Below are 19,208 nucleotides of genomic sequence, written 5' to 3' on the forward strand. Positions count from 1 at the left end.
CGCTTCTGTCTCCTCACGCCTCGCAGAGGGCGGGTCACGCTTCACGGAGGGTCGGGTGGGGCGGGTCAGGTGGTGCCGTCGGCGAAGTCGGCTTCCAGTTCGTCGACCTCGTCCTGTGCGAGGTCGACGAGCGGGAAGTCGGAGGTGGTGTGGCCCCCGGCGGCGGGGTCGGTGGTGGTGTGGGCGGCGAGGGCGGCGAGCAGGTCGAGCCAGGCCCGCCCGAGGTCGTGGGCCGTCCGCTCGTCCATGAGGTCGGCGGGCCAGGTCAGGGTGAGCCTCAGCTCGGGTTCCCCTGCGCGGTCCTGGACCATGGCGCCCGCTTCCAGGGTGTGCAGGGCGGGCGTGTCGGGGGCGGCCGAACCGCCGAGTTCGCCCGTCATCCGCCAGGCGGAGGGCTGGTTCCGGTGGGCGCTCGCGGTGAAGCGGCCGAGGTAGTTGAACCCGATCTGGGGGCGTGGGAGGGCCGCGAGGACGGGGGCCGTCTCGGGGTTGAGGTGGCGCAGGAGGCCATAGCCGAGGCCGTCGCCGCCCGGGACCGCGCGGGCCTGCTCCTTGACCGCCTTGACCAGCGCGCCGGCCGCCGGGCCGCCGGACAGGGCCTCGTCCAGGTCCACGCCCGTCAGGTCCAGGCGCACCGGGTGCGTGCTGGTGAACCACCCCACCGTGCGGGACAGTTCGACGCCCTCGACCGGCTCGCGGCCATGGCTCTCGACGTCGACCAGGACGCCCGGCACGGCCCCCTGCCGCCCGTGCGCCACCGCACCGGCGAGGCCCGCGAGCAGCACCTCGTGGACGCCGCAGTGGAAGACCGTCGGCGCCGTGCCCACGAGCGCCCGCGCCTGCTCCGGCGGCACCGTCCACGCCTGGTGGACCAGGCTCGCCACGGTGTCACGCCCCGGGTCGAACGCGCGCTTGCCCAGCGGTGGTTCCGGCGCCGCGAGCAGGTCCCGCCACGCGTCGAGCTCGGCCACGCGCCGCTCCGTGGCGGCCTGGTCGGACAGCAGCTCGGCCCAGCGCCGGAACGACATGCCCACCGGCTCCGTCTCGGGGCTGCGCACGGCCGCGACAGCTTCGCAGGCGGCTTGCAGGTCGGGGAGCAGGATGCGCCAGGACACGCCGTCCACCACCAAGTGGTGCGCTACGAGGACCAGTCGGCCCACGCGATCGGGGCCCGCGTCCACCCAGACGGCCTGGAACAGCACGCCCCCGGCGGGGTCGAGGCGCCGCACCGCATCCCGCGCGGCCCGGCCCGCGATCGCGTCCAGGTCGTCGTCCGATGTGGCGTCGACCCGCGTCACCAGCGCCCCCGCGTCCACCGCCCCGGCCCCGGCGACGACGAGCCTGAACCCCTCAGCGACCCGCGCCCGCAGCACGTCATGCGCGTCGAGCACCACCCCCACGCCCGCCGCGAGCACATCGCGCCCGAGCCCCGGCGGGGCGCCGGCCACCACCCACTGCGCGAACGCGGGATCCGCGGCCCACTGCCCGAGCGCCCGCATCACCGGTGTCCACGGCACCTCGCCGACGCCGTCGTCCGCCGAGGCGTCGGCGGGCGCGCCCGCCTCGGCGGCGAGGGCCGCGAGGCCGGCCGGGTTCTCGTGCTCGAAGACGTCCTGGGCCGTGAAGTCCAGGTCGAGACGGCGGGCCCGCGCGGCGAGCTGCATCGCCGTGATCGAGTCGCCGCCGAGCTCGAAGAAGCTGTCCTCGACCCCGACCCGCTCCAGACCCAGCACGTCGGCGAACAGCCCGCACAGCGTCTCCTCCGCCCCGGACCGGGCCACCCGGTCCGACGCCCGCCCCGCGAAGTCCGGCGCGGGCAACGCCACCCGGTCCACCTTGCCGTTCCGCGTCACCGGCAACTTGTCCAACACCAGGACGGCCGACGGCACCATGTACTCGGGCAGGGCTTCGGCCACGTACGCGCGGACCGCCTCCCCGTCCAGGCCCGGCTCACCGGGGACCGCGTAGCCGATGAGGCGGCGCTCTCCCGGGCCCGTCTCCGGTGCGGTGACGACCGCCTGGGCCACGCCCGGGTGCGCGGCGAGCGCGGCTTCGACCTCGCCCAGCTCCACGCGGAACCCCCGGATCTTCACCTGCGCGTCGGCGCGGCCCACGAACACCAGGGCGCCGTCGCCGGTCCACCGCACCAGGTCGCCCGTGCGGTACATGCGGCCGCCCGGAACGAACGGGCACGCCACGAACCGCTCCGCCGTCAGGCCCGGCCGCGCCCAGTAGCCCTGCGCGAGGCCCTCGCCCGCCACGTACAGCTCGCCCGTGACACCCGACGGCACCGGCAGCAGGAACGCGTCGAGGACGTACGCCTGCCGGCAGGGCAGGGGGCGGCCGATCGGGAGGACCGAGCTCACCGGCTCGCCCGGCCGCCAGGTCTGCCAGGTCGCGCACAGCGTCGTCTCCGTCGGCCCGTACAGATGGCGCACCGCCACGTCCGGGCAGGCCGTGCGCACCCGCGCCACCGAGTCGGCGGGCACCACGTCACCGCCGGTCAGCACCTCACGCAACCCGGCGAAGCACTCCGGCGACTCCCCCGCGAGCACCCGGAACGCCCCGGCCGTCAGATGCGCCGCCGTCACCCCTCGGGCCACGGACTCCCGCACCCGCCGGGCATCCACCGCGCCCGGCCCGGCGACGACCACCCGGCCGCCCGACACCAGCGGCACCCACACCTCGTACAAGGACACGTCGAAGGCGTGCGGCGCGTGCATCAGCACGGCGTCGTCCGGGGCCAGGTGCCATTCGCGCTCGCCGACCAGGGCCGCCACGCTGCCGTGCGGCACCGCCACCCCCTTCGGCACACCCGTCGAACCGGAGGTGTACATCACGTACGCCACATCGCCCGGACCCACACGCGCCGGCGACGCCCCGTCCCCGTGCGCGGCCGACCCGCGTGCCCCGTCCGGGTCGTCCAGGACCACGAGGCGCCAGGACCCGTCGGGCACCGTCGCCCGCGTCGCCGCCGTGCACAGGACCGCCGCCGGAGCGCAGTCCCGCAGCACGAACTCCATCCGCTCGGCGGGGGAGTTCGCGTCCACGGGCACGTACGCGGCCCCGGCGCGCCACACCGCGAGCAGTGTCACCACCACGTCGGCCGACCGCTCCATGGCCACGGCCACACGGTCCCCACGGCTCACACCCTGGTCCGAGAGATACGCGGCCAGGCGGCCCGACTCCTGCCACAACTCGCCGTACGTCAGCGTCCGTTCGTCGTCCGTGACCGCCACCGCGCCCGGGGCCGCCGCGACCCGTGCCGCGATCAGCTCCGGCACCGGTCCGGTCGGCGGCTCGCCCGCCGTGGCGCCCCAGCCCTCCAGGACCAGACCGCGCTCCGGGCCCGTGAGCACGCCGACGCGGCCCACCGGGGCCGACGGGTCGGCCGCCATCCGGTCGAGCACGCGGGCGACGATGCCGCCCAGGGCCTCGCCGATCTCCTCGTCGACCAGATCGGGGCGGTAGGTCACGTCGACGCGCAGGCGGTCGCCGGGGGCGATGCCGAGGGACAGCGGGTAGTGCGTCGCCTGGCGGGCTTCCACGGGAGTGAAGGTGAGGGCGTCGGGGGTGGGCGGGCGGCCGTGGGCGCGAGGGTAGTTCTCGTACACGAGGAGGGTGTCGAAGGACGCGCCCGGGCCCGCCGCCGCCTGGATGTCCGTGAGGCCGAGGTGCTGATGGGCCATCAGGGCCGTGTGGTGTTCCTGGAGTTCGGTGAGCAGGTGCGTCAGCGGCTTGTCCGCGTCCAGGCGTACGCGCACGGGGACGGTGTTGATGAACAGGCCGATCGCGGAGTCGGCGCCCGGCAGCTCAGGCGGGCGGCCCGCGACCGTCGCGCCGAACACCACGTCCGTGCGCCCGGCGAGGCGGGACAGGACCAGGGCCCAGGCGCCCTGTACGACCGTGCTCAGGGTGAGGCCGTGGGTGCGGGCGAGTCCGGCCAGGGCGGTGGAGGTCTCCGGAGAGAGGGACACGGACCTTCTGGTGGGGGTGGGGACGCCGCGCGAAGGAGCGCTGGGCGACGAGGCCGAAGAGGCGGATGAGGCTCCCGATGCCGCTCCCGCGACGAACGTGGGCTCCTCGGTTCCGGCGAGCTCCGCGCGCCACGCGGCCCGCGCGGCCTCCTTGTCCTGGCGGGCCAGCCACGACAGGTACGCGCGGTACGAGGTCGGGGGCGGCAGACACGACGCGTCGCCGCCCGCCGCGTACACGGTGGCGAGTTCGTCGAGCAGGACCGGCAGCGACCAGCCGTCGAGCAGGATGTGGTGGCTCGTCAGGACGAGCTGGTGGTGGCGGTCGCCGACGCGCACGAGGAGCAGGCGCAGGAGCGGTGCCACCGCCGGGTCGATACGGCGTGACCGCTCGTGCTCCGCGAGCCGGTCGAGCTCCGCCCGGGCGGCGGCCTCCGTGCGGTCCGAGAGGTCGGCCTCGGTCCACGGCAGCGCGACCTCGCGCAGGACGAGCTGCACCGCCGCGCCCGACGCGCGCCGGTGGAAGCCGGCCCGCAGCACCGCGTGCCGGGCGATCAGGGCCTGCCACGAGGTCCGCAGGCGGGCCGCGTCGAGGGGGCCCGCGACGGACAGGACGGACTGCACGGTGTACACGTCGGGGCCCTGGCCGTCGAAGTCGGCGTGGAACAGCAGGCCTTCCTGCAGCGGCGAGAGCGGCCAGACCTCGGCGAGGGCGGAGCCCGCGGCCGCGTGGGCCGCGGTTCCGTGTGGCGAGGTTCCGTGTGGCGAGGTTCCGTGTGGCGAGGTTTCGTGTGGCGGGGTTTCGTCCGGTGCGGTTCCGTGCGGTGCGGTTCCGTGCGGTGCGGTGCGGTGGGCCGCGGAACCGTGGGCCACGGGGCCCTTGGCGTCCGGTCCCTGGCCGGTGGTGGAAGCCTTCACAGCGACCGTCCCCCTTTGCGTCCTTCGCATCCTTCGAGTCCTTCAAGTCCGGCACACCGTCCCCGCCCGTCAAGCCCCTCGGACGGCTCGGCTGGTTCCGGCGGTCCGGAAAGACGGGCCGCGATGGCCTCGAACTCGTCGACCTCGTCCTGCGCGAGGTCGATCAGCGGGAAGTCCGACGGGGTGTGGCCGCCCGCGGCGGGGTCCGTCGTGTGGGTGGCCAGGGCGGCGAGCAGGCCGAGCCAGGTCCGGCCGACGCGTTCCGCCGCGGCTTCGTCAAGGACCTTCGAGGCCCGGCTCAGCATGAGGGTGAGCTCGGGCCCTTCGGGGGTGTCGCGGACGGCGGCCGCGGCCTCCACGACGTGGGCGACGGGCATCGACGGGGCGGCCGAGCCGCCGATCGCGGTCTCACCGGCCAGCTGCCAGGGCTCGACGGATCCGGCGGGGCGGCCGGTGGAGCCGTCGGCAGAAGTGCCGGTGGAGCCGTCGACGGAGCCGTCGGTGGCGAAGCGGCCCAGGTAGTTGAAGCCGATCTGGGGGCGCGGCAGGGCGGCGAGTATCGGCCCCGTCTCCTGGCCCAGGTGGCGCAGGAGCCCGTAGCCGAGGCCGTCGCCGGGCACCGCACGCGCCTGTTCCTTGACGGTCTTCAGGAGCGCGCCGACGGCCGGTCCGCCCGCGACGGCCTCGTCGATGTCGACGCGCGCGAGGTCGAGGCGGACCGGGTGCACGCTGGTGAACCAGCCCACGGTGCGCAGCAGATCGGCCCCGCCGAGCGGCCTGCGGCCATGGCCCTCGACGTCCACGAGGACGAGGCCGCCCGTGCGGCCCCCGCCGTTCTTGTCGGCGGCGTCGGCGTGCCGCCGCCCGTGCTCGACCGCGCCCGCGAGCGTCGACAGGAGCACCTCGTGCACCCCGCAGTGGAACAGCGCCGGGACGTTGCCCACCAGCGCCCGGGCGTGCCGCGCGGGCACCGTCCACGTGGTGCGGCGGACGGTCGCCGCGGTGTCGCGCTCCGGGTTCAACTCGCCGTTGCCCAGGGGTGGTTCGGCGTGGGCGACCACGGCCGCCCAGCTCTCCAGCTCGGCGGTGCGCTCCGGCGCGCTCGCCTGCCCGGCGAGCAGGCTGGCCCACCGCCGGAACGATGTCCCCACCGGCTCCAGGGCCGGTGTGCGGCCCGCGGCGGCGGCCTCGCAGGCGGCGCGCAGGTCGGGGAGGAGGATCCGCCAGGAGACGCCGTCGACCGCCAAGTGGTGTACGGCGAGGGCGAGTCGGCCGGTCCTGCGGGGTCCGGCGTCGAGCCACACCGCCTGGACGAGGACCCCTGCCGACGGGTCGAGCCGGTGCACCGCGGCACGCGCGGCCCGGGTCGCGGCGTCGTCCAGGCCCGCCTCGGTCACGTCGGCCGCATCGAGCCGGGTGACCAGGTCCGCGGCGGTCACCGAGGCCTGGTCGCGCACCACGAGGCGCGACTCGGGCCCGGATCCGACGGCCTGCGCGCGGAGCATGTCGTGGGTGGCGAGCAGCGCGCGTACGCCCGCCGTCAGGGTGTCGACGCCGAGGCCCGCGGGCGCGCCGACGATCACCCACTGCGCGAACTCGCCGCTGGTGACGCGCTCGCCGAGGGCCCGCATCACCGGCGTCCAGGGCACCTCGCCCACGCCGACGTCCCACGCGGGCTCCGCTCCCGTGCCGAGCCGCGCCACGGACGCGAGTCCGGCCGCGGTCGCGTGCTCGAAGACGTCCTGCGACGTGACGGAAACGCCTGCCCCGCGGGCGCGGCTGACCAGCCGCATCGACAGGATGGAGTCGCCGCCGAGCCGGAAGAAGTTGTCGTCGGCGCCGACCCGTTCGAGGCCGAGGACCTCCGCGAACAGTCGGCACAGGACGTCCTCCGCCGCGCTCTCCGGGGCCCGCCCGACGGCGCGCTCGGCGAAGTCGGGGGCGGGCAGGGCCGCCAGGTCGACCTTGCCGTTCGGGGTGGCGGGCAGCGCGTCGAGGACCACGACGGCGGCGGGCACCATGTACGCGGGCAGGAGGTCGGCGGCGTGCTCGCGGACCGACTCGCCGTCCAGGGCGGGCCGTTCGGCGGGGGCAGGGCCATCGGGGGCGGGTCGCGCGGAGCCATCGACGGCACCCCCCGCACGGGGTCCGGAGGCGTCCGGGGCGCCGCGCGTCACGTATCCGATCAGGCGCCGCTCCCCTCCGGTCGGGCGCCGCTCCCCCGCCCCCCGCTCACCGTGCTCCCGGAGCGTCACCACGGCCCGGCCCACCCCGGGGTGTGCGGCGAGCGCGGCCTCGATCTCGCCGAGCTCCACCCGGAACCCGCGGACCTTCACCTGCGCGTCGGCCCGCCCGGCGTGGACGAGGTCGCCCGCCCGGGTCCTGCGGACCAGGTCGCCGATGCGGTACATCCGCGCCCCCGGCGTGAACGGGCAGGCCACGAACCGCTCGGCCGTGAGCCGGGCCCGGCCCGGATAGCCGCGGGCGAGCCCGGCGCCCGCGAGGTACAGCTCCCCGACGGTGTCGGGCCCCACGGGCTGCAGGAACGCGTCCAGGACGTAGGTGGCGGTGCCCGCGATCGGGCGGCCCGTCGTCGGGGCGTCCTCGGCGCGCAGGGGGCGGCTGGCCGTCGAGGTGACCGCCGCTTCGGTGACGCCGTACTCGCTGTGGATGTCACGGCCGTCGGCCGTCCAGCGGCGGCGCAGGTCGTCCGGCGCGGTCTCGCCGCCGATGATCAGGACCCGCAGGTCGGGCAGGCGCGCCGGCGGGAGTTGCGCGAGCTGGGTCGGGGTCATCGCGACGTGCGTCACCCGGCTCGCGCGCAGCACGCGCACCAGGTCGTCGCCGGTGGCGTGCTGCCCCACGGGCGGGGCGAGGACCAGGCGGCCGCCCGCGCACAGGACGGGCCAGATGTCCGCCATCGACACGTCGAAGCTCGGGGAGACGAGTTGCAGGACCCGGCTCGCCGCGTCCAGGGCGTACCGCCGGGTGTGGTCGGCCACGAGGGCGCGCAGCGCGCCGTGCGGGACGGTCACGCCCTTGGGCGTGCCGGTCGAGCCGGACGTGTGGATGGTGTACGCCGCGTGCGCCGCCCGCAACGGCAGCGGCCGCTCCCGGTCGGCCACGGGTCCCGCGTGCCGCAGGGCGATGTCGCGCGCGGTGTGCGGCGCGTCCAGGGTCACGACGCGGACCGCGTGGCCGCGCGGCACGGCGTCGCGCGTCGCCCGCGTGCACACCAGGACCGGCGCGGCGACGTCGTCCAGGACGCGGCGGACGCGCGCGGGCGGGTGGCCGGGGTCGACCGGTGCGTAGACGCCGCCCGCGAGGGACACGGCCACGAGCGCCACGATCAGCTCGACGGAGCGGTCGGCGAGCACGGCGACCGGGGTCTCGGGGCCCACGCCCGCGCTCATGAGGTGCCGGGCCAGGCGTGCGGCGTCGGCGGCGAGTCGGCCGTACGTGAGAGTGCGCGGCCCGGCTTCGACGGCCACGGCGGCGGGGGCCTCGGCCGCGCGGCGCGTGAAGGCCTCGGGCACCAGCGGGGTGTGCCGCGGGGCGGCGGGGCCGGTCGCGAGGGTGTGTTCCAGGGCGCGGGCCCGCTCGGCCGGGCCGAGGACGCCGATGCGTCCCAGGGGCCGCGCGGGGTCCGCCGTCAGCTGTTCCAGGACCCGCGTGAAGGAGTGGACGAGGTCCTCGACGCGGGCGCGTGCCACCGCGTCCGGGCGGCCGACGAGGTGTCCGCGCAGCCGCTCGTCGGGCACGACGATCAGGGCGAGGGGGTAGTGGCCCCGGTCCTGCGGCTCGCCGACGGGACGGATGCGCAGGGACGTTGCGGAGCTGCCCGGCAGCGCGGGGAGGTTCTCGAAGACCACGAGGGTGTCGAAGACGGCACCGGCGCCCACGGTCCGGCGGAGCTCCTGGAGTCCCGTGTGCTGGTGCGGCATGAGGGCGACGTGCCGCTCCCGCAGGCCCGCGAGCAGGGCGGCGACCGGCTGCTCCGGGTCGACGCGCACGCGGACGGGCAGGGTGTTGATGAACGGGCCGACGACCGACTCGGCGCCCGGCAGGTCCGCGGGCCGGCCCGCGACCGTCGTGCCGAACACCACGTCCGTGCGCCCCACGAGCCGGGCGAGGACGAGCGCCCAGGCGCCCTGCACGACGGTGTTCACGGTCACGCCGTGGGCGCGCGCGAGGGCGGTGACGGCGTGCGTGAGGCGGTCGTCGAGCTCGAAGGTCACGGGGCGCGGCACGACGGGCGTGCGCACCGTGTCCTCGGGCACCACGAGGGTGGGTTCCGTGACGTCCGCGAGCTCCGCGCGCCAGGCCTCCCGGGCGGCGTCCTCGTCCTGCCGTGCCAGCCACGCCAGGTAGGTGCCGTACGAGGTCGCGGGCGGCAGGGACGACGCGTCGCCGCCCGCCGCGTACACCTCGGCGAGCTCCTTGAGGACGACCGCCATGGACCAGCCGTCGAGGAGGGTGTGGTGGCTGGTGACGATCTGGCGGTGGTGGTCGGGGCCGAGGCGGACGAGCAGCAGGCGCAGGAGCGGGGCCGTCGTGAGGTCGAAGCGCTCCGCCTTCTCGGCCCCGGCGAGCCGTGCCGCCTCGCCCTGCGCCATGTCCGGTGGGAGCGCGGACAGATCGGTCTCGCGCCAGGGCAGCGGCACGTCGTCCGCGACGACCTGCACGGGTTCGCCGGTGGACCGGGGGTGGAAGGTGGCGCGCAGCACGGCGTGCCGGTCGACGAGCGCCCGCCACGAGGCGCGCAGGCGGGCCGCGTCGAGGGGGCCTTCGAGGTCGAGGACGCGCTGGCTCGCGTACACGTCGGGGCTGTCGTCGGCGTACGTGGTGTGGAAGAGCATGCCCGCCTGGAGCGGTGACAGGGGCCAGACGTCGGTGAGGCCGGGGGCCGCGGCGCGCAGCCGGGCCAGCTCGTCGGGGGTGAGGTCCGTGAGGATCGATCCGGCGCTCGCCGTCCCGGCCCCGGCCCCGGTGTCGTCGCGTGCGGTGTCGGGTGCGGCCCCGGTGAAGCGGGCCACCGCCGCGAGCGCCGCCGGAGTGTCGTGCTCGAACACGTCCTGCGCGGTGCAGAGCACGCCGGACCGCCGTGCCTGGGCGGCCAGTTGCATCGACAGGATGGAGTCGCCGCCCAGCTCGAAGAAGCCGTCGTCCGCGCCGACCCGGTCCAGCTTCAGGACGGCGGCGAACAGCTCGCACAGGACGGCCTCGGCCGGGGTGCGCGGGGCCCGCCCGGTGACCTTGCGGGCGAAGTCGGGGGCGGGCAGCGCCGCGCGGTCGACCTTGCCGTTGCGGGTGACGGGCAGCGCGTCCAGGGCGAGGACGGCCGCGGGGACCATATGGTCGGGCAGCAGGGCCGCGACGTGGGCGCGGACGGCGTCGGGGGGCACGGCGCCGGGGCCGCGCGGGACGACGTAGCCGATGAGGCGGCGCTCGCCCGGGGCGTCCTCGCGGGCGAGCGCCACGGCCTGGGCCACCGCCGGGTGCCCGGCGAGCGCCGATTCGACCTCGCCCAGCTCCACGCGGAAGCCGCGGATCTTGACCTGGCCGTCGGCGCGCCCCACGAAGAGCAGGTCGCCCGCGGCGGTCTCGCGCACCAGGTCGCCCGTGCGGTACATCCGCTCGCCGGGCGCGAACGGGCAGGCCACGAAGCGCTCGGCCGTCATCCCCGGCCGCTGCCAGTACCCGTGGGCGAGCCCGGCCCCCGCGAGGTACAGCTCGCCGACCAGGCCCGGTTCGAGGGGCCGCAGGTTCGCGTCGAGCACGAAGGCGCGGCGGCCCGCCAGGGGTCGGCCGATCGGCAGGACGTCGTCCACTGCATCGCCCGGCCGCATCAGGTGCCAGGTCGCGCAGAGGGTCGCCTCGGTCGGCCCGTACATGTGCCGCACCACCACGTCCGGGCAGGCATCGCGTACCCGCGCCACCGCCGCGGCGGGCACCACGTCACCGCCGGTCAGCACCTCGCGCAGGCCCGCGAAGCACTCCGGTGCCTGCCCCGCGACGACCCGGAACGACCCGGCCGTCAGATGCGCCCGCGTGACCCCCCGGTCCGCGAACTCCCGTACGCGCTGGGCGTCGAAGGACCCCGGCCCGGCGACGACGACCCGGCCGCCCGCCGCGAGCGGCACCCACACCTCGTACAGGGAGGCGTCGAAGGCGTGCGGGGCGTGCATCGGCACCGCGTCGTCGGGGCCGACGTGCCAGGCGCGCTCGCCCACCAGGGCGGCCACGCCCGCGTGCGGCACGGCCACGCCCTTGGGCGTGCCCGTCGAGCCGGAGGTGTACATCACGTACGCCGTGTCGCGGCCGTCGGTGCGGACGTGCGGCCCGTCGTCGTACGCGGGCGGCTCCCCCGCCGTCACCAGGTCGTCGAGGAGCAGCGCCCGCGCGCCGCCGTCGGGCACGGCGGCGCGGGTCGCCGTGGTGCACACCACCGCCGACGCGGCGCAGTCGGCGAGCACGAACGCCACCCGCTCGGCGGGGTGAGCGGCGTCGACGGGCACGTACGCGGCTCCGGCGCGCCACACCCCGAGGAGCGCCACGACCAGGTCCGTCGAGCGGTCGGCGACGACGGCGACCCGGTCGCCGCGGCTCACGCCCGCGCCCGCCAGACGCCGGGCCGCGCGTCCGGCCCGTGCCCACAGCTCGCCGTACGTCAGGGCGTGCCGGCCGTCGTCGAGCGCCACCGCGCCGGGCCTGCGGGCCGCCTGACGGGCGATCAGCTCCGGTACGGGCGGCTGCTGTCGCGGGGGCGGCGCGGGCCGGGGCGCGGGTGTGGTCGCGGCGTCGATCCGGCCGACGGGTGCGGCCGGGTCCGCCGCGAGGCGCTCCAGGAAGCGCAGCAGGGACCGGTGGCCGGCGCGGGTCAGGTCCTGGTCGTAGCGGGCGGGGTCGGCCTCCAGGGAGATCGCCGTGCCCGCCTCCTCCGACCAGCCGCCGACGACCACGCTGAGGTCCTCGACGCGGCGGCTCGACAGGTCGCGGACGATGCCGCGGCAGGGCCCGAAGCGCAGGTTCTCGCCGAGCGGCAGGAAGTTGACGAAGGGTCCGAAGTGCCAGCGGCCGCCGCCCGGCCAGCCCAGTTCGCGGCGCAGCCGCTCGCCGCGGAACCGCTGGTGCGCGAGCAGCCCGTCGGCCTCGCGCGCCGCCGCGCGGGCCAGCTGGTCGAGGCTCGTGTCCGGGGCCACGGGCAGCCGGAACGGCAGGACGTTCGCCAGCGTGCACGGGGTGCGCCGGGCCTGTGCGGTGGGGCGTCCGGCGACAGGGAGGCTGAGGACGGCCTCGTCGGCGCCCGTGAGCCGGCAGGTGAACGCGCCGACCGCGGCCACGACGAGCCGCGGCCAGCTCACTTGGGCGCGCGCCGCCGCCGCGTGCAGGGCCTTGACGGCGGGCGGCGGCAGATGGCCCGTCGCGCGCGGGGCGCCGCCGGGTGCGGCCGGGCGGTGGCCGGGGACGGCTATGGGCTCCGGCCGGTCGGCGAAGCGGTCGTGCCAGTACCGGCGGTCCTGCTCGTGGCCTTCGGACGCGCGGTACGCGGCCTCCTGCCGCAGGAGTTCACGCAGCGGCGCGTGACCCGGCGGCCGAACCGTTTCGCCGTGGAGCCGCGCCGTGTAGTGGGCGGCGACCCGGCGGGCGACGAGCGAGCAGGCGAAGCCGTCCATCAGGAGGTGGTTGTAGCGCTGGTACCAGAGGTGCCGGTCCGGGGCGAGGGTCAGCAGCGCGTACGTGAACAGGCCGCCCTCAGTGGGCCCGTGCACCTGGTCGAGGTCCGCGCGCATCCAGGCCTCGGCCGCGCGCCACGGGTCGTCGTGCGCCCGCAGGTCGACCGCCGTCAGGGTCCACTCGGGCTCCGGTACGAAGAGCTGACAGACCCCGCCGCCGGGTGCCGCGACGAACCGCGCGCGCAGGATCTCGGTCTCCTCGACCGTCCGGCGCAGCGCGTGCGCGAAGGCGCCGGTGTCCAGCGGTCCGACGATCTCGACGTGCTGGCCGATGGTGTAGAGGCGGCGTGAGCTCTCGATGCCCTGCGCCAGCCAGATCCCCTCCTGGCTCTCGGACAGAGGCAGGCTCTCAGACAGGGGCAGGCTCTCGGACACGGGCAGGCTGTCGGACACGGGCAGGCTCTCGGGCACGGGCTGGGCGGAATCCGTCCGGCTGCTCATCGGGCTCCCTTCACCGCGGCCTGGTGCGCGGGCTTGGCTGTGGGGCTCTGTTCGTTCCGGGTCGGGTGGCGCGGCTAGGGCCCTAGGGCCCGTCCGGCTCGCCGCGGCGGCGTACGGCGTACTCGCCGCCGCCCGGTGGCATGCCGCCGCCCAGGACGAGTCCGTCGGCGCCGCCGGGCATCGGGCCCTCGCCGATGACGAGGCCGTCGCCGCTGCCGGGCATCGGGCCCCGGCCGAGCACGGGGCCGCCGCCGAGCACCGGGCCCTCCCCGGGAGCGAGCCGACGCGCGCCCGGGGCCGGGGGGCCGACGGGGCCCGCGCCGTTCGCGCCGGGGCCCCGGCGGTCGAACTGCGTGCGGTGGAGCTCGGCGTACAGGCCGCCCGCCGCGAGGAGTTCCTCGTGCGTGCCGCGCTCGCGCACCCGGCCGTCGTCGACGACGAGGATCTGGTCGGCCTCGCGGACCGTGGACAGGCGGTGCGCGATCACCAGGGACGTCCGGTCGCGCAGCGCCGTGGTCAGGGCCCGCTGGACGGCCGCCTCGGACTCGGAGTCCAGGTGGGCGGTCGCCTCGTCGAGCACCACCACGGACGGTGCCTTGAGGAGCAGCCGGGCGAGGGCGAGCCGCTGCTTCTCGCCGCCCGAGAGCCGGTAGCCGCGGTCGCCGACGACCGTGTCGAGGCCGCTGGGCAGCGAGCGGATCAACTCCCCTATCCGGGCAGCGTCGCAGGCCTCGAACAGCTCGTCCTCGGTGGCGTCGGGGCGGGCGTAGGCGAGGTTCGCGCGGATCGTGTCGTGGTAGAAGTGCGCGTCCTGGGTGACCACTCCGACCGTGTCGCGCAGCGAGTCGAGGGTGACGTCGCGCAGGTCCTTGCCGTCGAGGCGGACGCTGCCCGACGTCGGGTCGTAGAGGCGGGACACCAGGTGCGTGGTGGTCGTCTTGCCGCCGCCCGACGGGCCGACCAGCGCCGTCAGCTTTCCGGGCGGCAGCTCGAAGGTCAGGTCGTGCAGCACTTCGGGGGTGTTCTGGGCGCGCTCCTTCGCGGACAGGGCGCCCGACTCCAGGGACGCCAGGGACACGTCGCTGGCGCGCGGGTAGCGGAACGACACCCCGTCGAACACGATCCGCGGGGCGGGTACCGCGCCCGGCGCGGGCAGCGCGACGGCGTCGGGCTTCTCCTCGATGAGCGGCTTCAGGTCGAGCACCTCGAAGAGCCGGTCGAAGCTGACCAGGGCGGTGAGGACGTTCGCCTGGAGGCTGGACAGCTGCGTGATGGGGCCGTAGAGGCGGCCGAGGAGCACGGCGAGGGCCACCAGGGTGCCGAGCTGGAACACGCCGTTCAGGACGAGGGTGCCGCCGACGCCGTACACCAGGGCCGTGGCGAGGGCGGCGAGCAGCGCCATGGAGATGAACGAGAGGCGGCTGAACACCGAGAGGACCACGCCGACGTCGCGGACCCGGCCCGCCCGCTCCTCGAAGTGGGCGGCCTCCGTGCGCGGGCGGCCGTACAGCTTGGCGAGCATCGCGCCGCTCACGTTGAACCGCTCCTGGACGATCCCGGCGAGCTCGGCGTTGGACTGCATCTGCTCCCGGGAGTAGCGCTTCAGACGCCGTCCGACGTAGACGCCGGGCACGACGAACAGCGGCAGCATCGCCACCGCGATCAGGCTGATGAGCCAGGACAGGTAGAACATCTCGCCGAGGACCAGAAGCACCGTCAGGACGCTGGTCGCCGAGGCGAGGATCAGGCCGAGGGACTGCTGGGCCAGCAGGACGTCCGCGTTGAGCCTGCTGGTGAGCAGTCCGGTCTGGGTGCGCGTGAAGAACGCCATCGGCTGCCGCTGGACGTGTGTGAACGTCCGCACGCGCAGGTCGTGGCTGATGCCCTGCCCGATGCGCCCGGAGAAGTAGCTCTGCCCGAGCTGGGTCACCGCGTCGACGACGGCGAGCGCGGCCACGATCAGGGCGAGGGCGGTGACGAGGCCCTTGTCGTCCTTGAGGATGCCGTCGTCGACGATGTCCTTCAGGAGCAGCGGTGTCGCCACGATGACGAGCGAGTCGACCACGGTGGTCAGGAGCAGGAACAGCAGGGAACGGGTGTGCGGCCGCAGACAGGCGAGCGCACGGCGCGCTGTTCCCGGCCGCAGTTTCTGTTTCTCGGGACCGGACGAGTTCGGGTCTCCGACGGTAATTCCGCCAGGGCCTTGGGTGATTAACACGCGACGGAAACCTCCTGTGGATCGCGTTGTTCCACCGGCTTCGCTCGTAGCCAGGAAACTACCGTTCTTATTTCCGCGCCAACCTCTGTCCGACCGGGCGGAGCGGTCAGTTGGACAGCGCGGCCGCTATGCCGTCTCTGCGACTTTCCGCTGGACCCGGAGTGCGAACTCCGCCCACATCTCCGCGCATTCGTTGGCCAGGTCGGCGACGATGCCGCCGCAGTGCGGCGGGACCTTCTCGATGAGTTCGTCCCAGTCCTCCGTGCTGATGGTGTGCAGGTTGAGCAGCCGCAGCAGGGTGCGGCCCGTGTCGCTGAAGCGCAGCGCCGGGTCGGCCTTCAGGCGCTCCACGACCGCGGCTCGGTCCAGGGCGGTCGCCCGGTGGTCGGGGACGCCGACGGGGCCGAATCCGGCACGGGCGGCCGCGCCCGGCACGGCCACGCCGGTCACTCCGGTCGTGCCGGTCACTCCGGTCGTGCCGGTCACGTGGGCCGCGTCGGTCGCGGGAGCTCCGGGGCGTCCCTGCCGTCCGCGCCGCGGCTGCGGGTCCTCGCCGCGCATCATGCGGTTGCGTACGTCGCGTACCGTCTCGGGCGAGATGCAGGCGGCGCGGGCGACCTGGCGCAGCGAGAGGCCCGGGTTCTCGGCGATGATCTCGCTGGCCAGCCTGCGGCCCTCGGCGCCGTTGACCGGGCGGACCCGGCCGTCCTGGCCGAGCCGGCTGGCCGCGCCGGTCCCGCCGCCCGGCTGGCGCCGGCGGACCTCGGCGACCGTGCCGGGCGCGATGCCCGCGACCGAGGCGATCATGCGGTCCGACCACTGCGGGTGCGAGCCGATGATGCGCCGCGCGGCGCGCTTCCTGTCGGCGGTGCTCAGCGGCAGGCCGTGCGCGATGTTGGACTCGACGGCCAGGACGAACGCGTCGGCCTCGGTGCCCTCGAAGAACCTGGCGGCGATCTTGCTGTGGCCGCGTAGCTCGGCCGCCCGTACGCGGTGCAGCCCGTCGATGACCCGCATCGTGGCGCGGTGCACGGTGATGGGCGGCAGCGGTGTCCGCACCGCCGCGAGGGCTTCCACGTGATCCGGATCGGCTCCGGAGAGCCGTGGCGAGCCGGCCGTCGACAGCGAGCCGATCTCGACTTCGACGACCATGACGCGGTCGATGCGCGGGTGCCCAGGTATGGTCAACTCAACTCCCCCTAGTGATCTGTTCGCACCGGCGCGCGTGCGCGGACACGCGCACCGGACCACACCCTGACCCGGGCGCGACCGGACCGCTCCCGTGGACCCTGCCGGGCCCGCCTGCGGCCACCCCTCAGGTCAGGTGCGCGCCGCATCCGGAAGTGACGTACGCGGAAACACCGAATGCCGGAACACTGAATGCCGCAACGCCGAATGCCGGAACATCACATGCGGGAACGTCGAATGCGAAAACCCTGCCGGTGCTCACCACCACTGTGTCTCCCCCGGTTTGGACTGCCGATCGGTTGGGACTGCCGATTCCGGGACCGCCCGCTCGCGGTGCGCACGGAATGCCGATCGTCCGGCCGGAGAACGCCTTCGGTCCGGAGCATGCCGCTGCCTTTTCCGGGGTGCCGAGCCCGCGGCTGAATTCTGGCCGCGGCGGAGGATTCTCCTGATAGCCGAACACGCTCACCTTAACAACGCGCTTTCCGGCCTGGTACCCCTCATTAACAGGCCCCCCGGGCGGCCTGACACCCCTATTCACCCCTATCCGGGAGTCAGGGGGCGGCGGCAGGGGCGTGCTCCGGCGTGGCCCGCGCGAGGCCGCGTCCCGTCGGCGGGAAGGCGACCTCCACCGCGAGGCCGCCGCCCGGCCGGGCGTGCGCGGTGAGGCGGGCGTCGTGGGCGGTCGCGATGGTGCGGACGATGGACAGGCCGAGCCCGTGGTGGCCCTCGTCGGCGGTGCGGCCGAGCCGCTGGAAGGGCTCGAAGAGGCGCTCCACCTGTTCCGGCGGCACCTCGGGCCCGGTGTTGGTGACGGTCACGACGGCGTGTCCGTCGCGGGTGCCGGTGGTGATCTCCACGTGTCCGCCGGGGACGTTGTAGCCCACGGCGTTGTCGACGAGGTTGGCCACCAGGCGCTGGACGAGCGCGGAGTCGCCGGTGGTGGCCGCGGGCGCGGTGCTTGCCTCGACGCGCAGGCCCCGGCGGCCGACGTCGGGGCGCGGCATGCGGACGACCTGCTCGGCGAGGGCCGCGAGGTCGACCGGTTCGTGGCGGTCGAGGCCGCGCTCGCTGCTGGACAGGGTGAGCAGCGACTCCAGGAGACGGGCCTGCTGTTCGCTGATCGCGAGCAGCCGTTCCAGGTTCGAGCGGTACGACTCCACGGTGGCCTCGCGGTCCATGAGCGACTCCTCGACGAGGGCGTGCTCCAGGGTGAGCGGGGTGCGCAGTTCGTGGGCGGCGTTGGCGACGAACCGCTTGTGGGAGTCGAGCGCGGACTCCAGGCGGCCGAGGAGCCCGTCGACGGTGTCGGCGAGGTCCTTCAGCTCGTCGGCGGGGCCCGCGACGGCGAGGCGCTCGTGCAGGTTGCGCGCGGAGATGCTGCGGATGGTGCCGGTCATGGTGCGCAGCGGGCGCAGCACGCGCCCGGCGACCAGCCAGCCGAGCGCGATGGAGAGCACCGCCATGATCCCGAGGGCGATCCCCGACTGCACCAGCAGATGCCGGAGTTCCTCCTGGTGCTGGCTGTAGGCCTGGTCGCGCAGTGTCTGGGTGAAGGCGTCGAGGCTCTTCGGCGCCCCTCCGCCCGGCAGGGAGTCGACGCGGCTCAGGGCCTCGCCGCCGGTCACCAGCGTGGGCTTGCCGTTGTGGCTGCCGACGAGGGTGAGGTTCTCCGACGCGTGCGTGACGAGCAGGTACGTGATCGCGAGCAGCACCGCCCCGGAGACGACGAACAGCACGCCGTACAGCAGCGTCAGGCGCACGCGGACGCGCCGTCCCGTCAGGCGGCCCGCGGCCACGGCGAGCAGGCGGGTGATCCCCGCGAACGGGGCGGGCGGGTGCGCGGGCAGTCGCATGGCGTCTCGCATCCGGTGGTGTCTCAACTGCGGGGTCCCATGGGCGGTTGTCTCAGCTGTCTCAGCTGTCTCAGCTGTGGTCTGTCAAATGCGGTAGCCGCCGCGCGGCACCGTCTCGACGACGGGCGGGTCCCCGAGCTTGGGCCGCAGCCGGTTGATGGTGGCCTTGACGGTGGTCGTGAAGGGGTCGGCGGCCTCGTCCCAGACCCGTTCCAGGAGTTCCTCCGCCGAGACCACCCGGCCCTGGGCGGCGAGCAGGTACTCCAGGACCGCGAACTCCTTGGGGGTGAGCGTGAGCCGGTGCCCGGCGCGGGTCGCGAGCCGCTGCGCCGGGTCGAGCCGCAGGTCGCCGTGGACCAGGACGGGCGGAAGGGCGGGCTGCGGGCGCCGGGCGAGCGCACGGATGCGGACGACCAGCTCGGCGTACGCGAAGGGCTTGGGCAGATAGTCGTCGGCGCCGAGGTTGAAGCCGTCGACGCGGTCGGCGATGGTGCTCGACGCGGTCAGCATCAGGACCCGGGCGTGCACCGGCTCGGCGGCGAGCTTGCTGCACACCTCGTCGCCGTGCACGCCGGGCAGGTCCCGGTCGAGCACGACGACGTCGTACTCGACGACGGCCGTGCGCTCCAGGGCGGCGCCGCCGTCGTGGACGACGTCGACGGCCATGCCCTCGCGGCGCAGCACGCGCGCCACCGACTGCGCGAGCTCCACGTGGTCCTCGACCACCAGGACTCTCATCGTCCACCCCCCGCGCGGCTCCGCGTGACCGGCGGGGCCGGGCCGCTCCGGCTGATCATGCCGCCCGAGCCTGCCCGACGCCCCGTCACGCCCCGGTCACAGCGCGGCGGTCACCGGCCGCGCCGACACCGCTTCGCAG

Annotated in this window: 6 protein-coding genes; all 6 read right to left on the minus strand. The window is 75.4% G+C overall.

Annotation, left to right across the window (positions count from 1 at the left end):
- Window positions 1-65 precede the first annotated feature (65 nt).
- The 6 genes from ACFWZ5_RS06495 to ACFWZ5_RS06520 all read right to left on the minus strand — a co-directional run bounded on the left by ACFWZ5_RS06495 (window position 66) and on the right by ACFWZ5_RS06520 (window position 19,069).
- Window positions 66-4,892, minus strand: coding sequence for an amino acid adenylation domain-containing protein (locus tag ACFWZ5_RS06495; protein ID WP_384795044.1), 4,827 nt, complete (start codon window positions 4,890-4,892; stop codon window positions 66-68).
- On the minus strand, window positions 4,889-13,069 hold the full coding sequence (locus ACFWZ5_RS06500) for an amino acid adenylation domain-containing protein (RefSeq protein ID WP_384890483.1): 8,181 nt from the start codon (window positions 13,067-13,069) through the stop codon (window positions 4,889-4,891). Before ACFWZ5_RS06500 ends, ACFWZ5_RS06495 begins: the two co-directional genes overlap by 4 nt.
- Before the next feature lie 82 nt (window positions 13,070-13,151).
- Complete coding sequence (locus ACFWZ5_RS06505) at window positions 13,152-15,287, minus strand: ABC transporter ATP-binding protein (protein ID WP_384795041.1); 2,136 nt, start codon at window positions 15,285-15,287, stop codon at window positions 13,152-13,154.
- 126 nt (window positions 15,288-15,413) lie between these two features.
- A complete protein-coding gene (locus ACFWZ5_RS06510; protein ID WP_384795039.1) occupies window positions 15,414-16,475 on the minus strand; it encodes a ParB/RepB/Spo0J family partition protein in 1,062 nt (353 codons plus the stop codon).
- Window positions 16,476-17,029: 554 nt separating this feature from the next.
- Window positions 17,030-18,343, minus strand: coding sequence for a sensor histidine kinase (locus ACFWZ5_RS06515; RefSeq protein ID WP_384795037.1), 1,314 nt, complete (start codon window positions 18,341-18,343; stop codon window positions 17,030-17,032).
- Window positions 18,344-18,415: 72 nt separating this feature from the next.
- A complete protein-coding gene (locus ACFWZ5_RS06520; protein WP_384795035.1) occupies window positions 18,416-19,069 on the minus strand; it encodes a response regulator transcription factor in 654 nt (217 codons plus the stop codon).
- Window positions 19,070-19,208: the final 139 nt, after the last annotated feature.

It is taken from the genome of Streptomyces sp. NPDC059003, assembly GCF_042740445.1.
Taxonomy (GTDB): domain Bacteria; phylum Actinomycetota; class Actinomycetes; order Streptomycetales; family Streptomycetaceae; genus Streptomyces.

Excerpts from the sequence above, each read along its gene's own strand:
- ACFWZ5_RS06500 (WP_384890483.1), bottom strand. The coding sequence starts at position 13,069 with ATGAGCAGCCGGACGGATTCCGCCCAGCCCGTGCCCGAGAGCCTGCCC.
- ACFWZ5_RS06515 (WP_384795037.1), bottom strand. The coding sequence starts at position 18,343 with ATGCGAGACGCCATGCGACTGCCCGCGCACCCGCCCGCCCCGTTCGCG.
- ACFWZ5_RS06520 (WP_384795035.1), bottom strand. The coding sequence starts at position 19,069 with ATGAGAGTCCTGGTGGTCGAGGACCACGTGGAGCTCGCGCAGTCGGTG.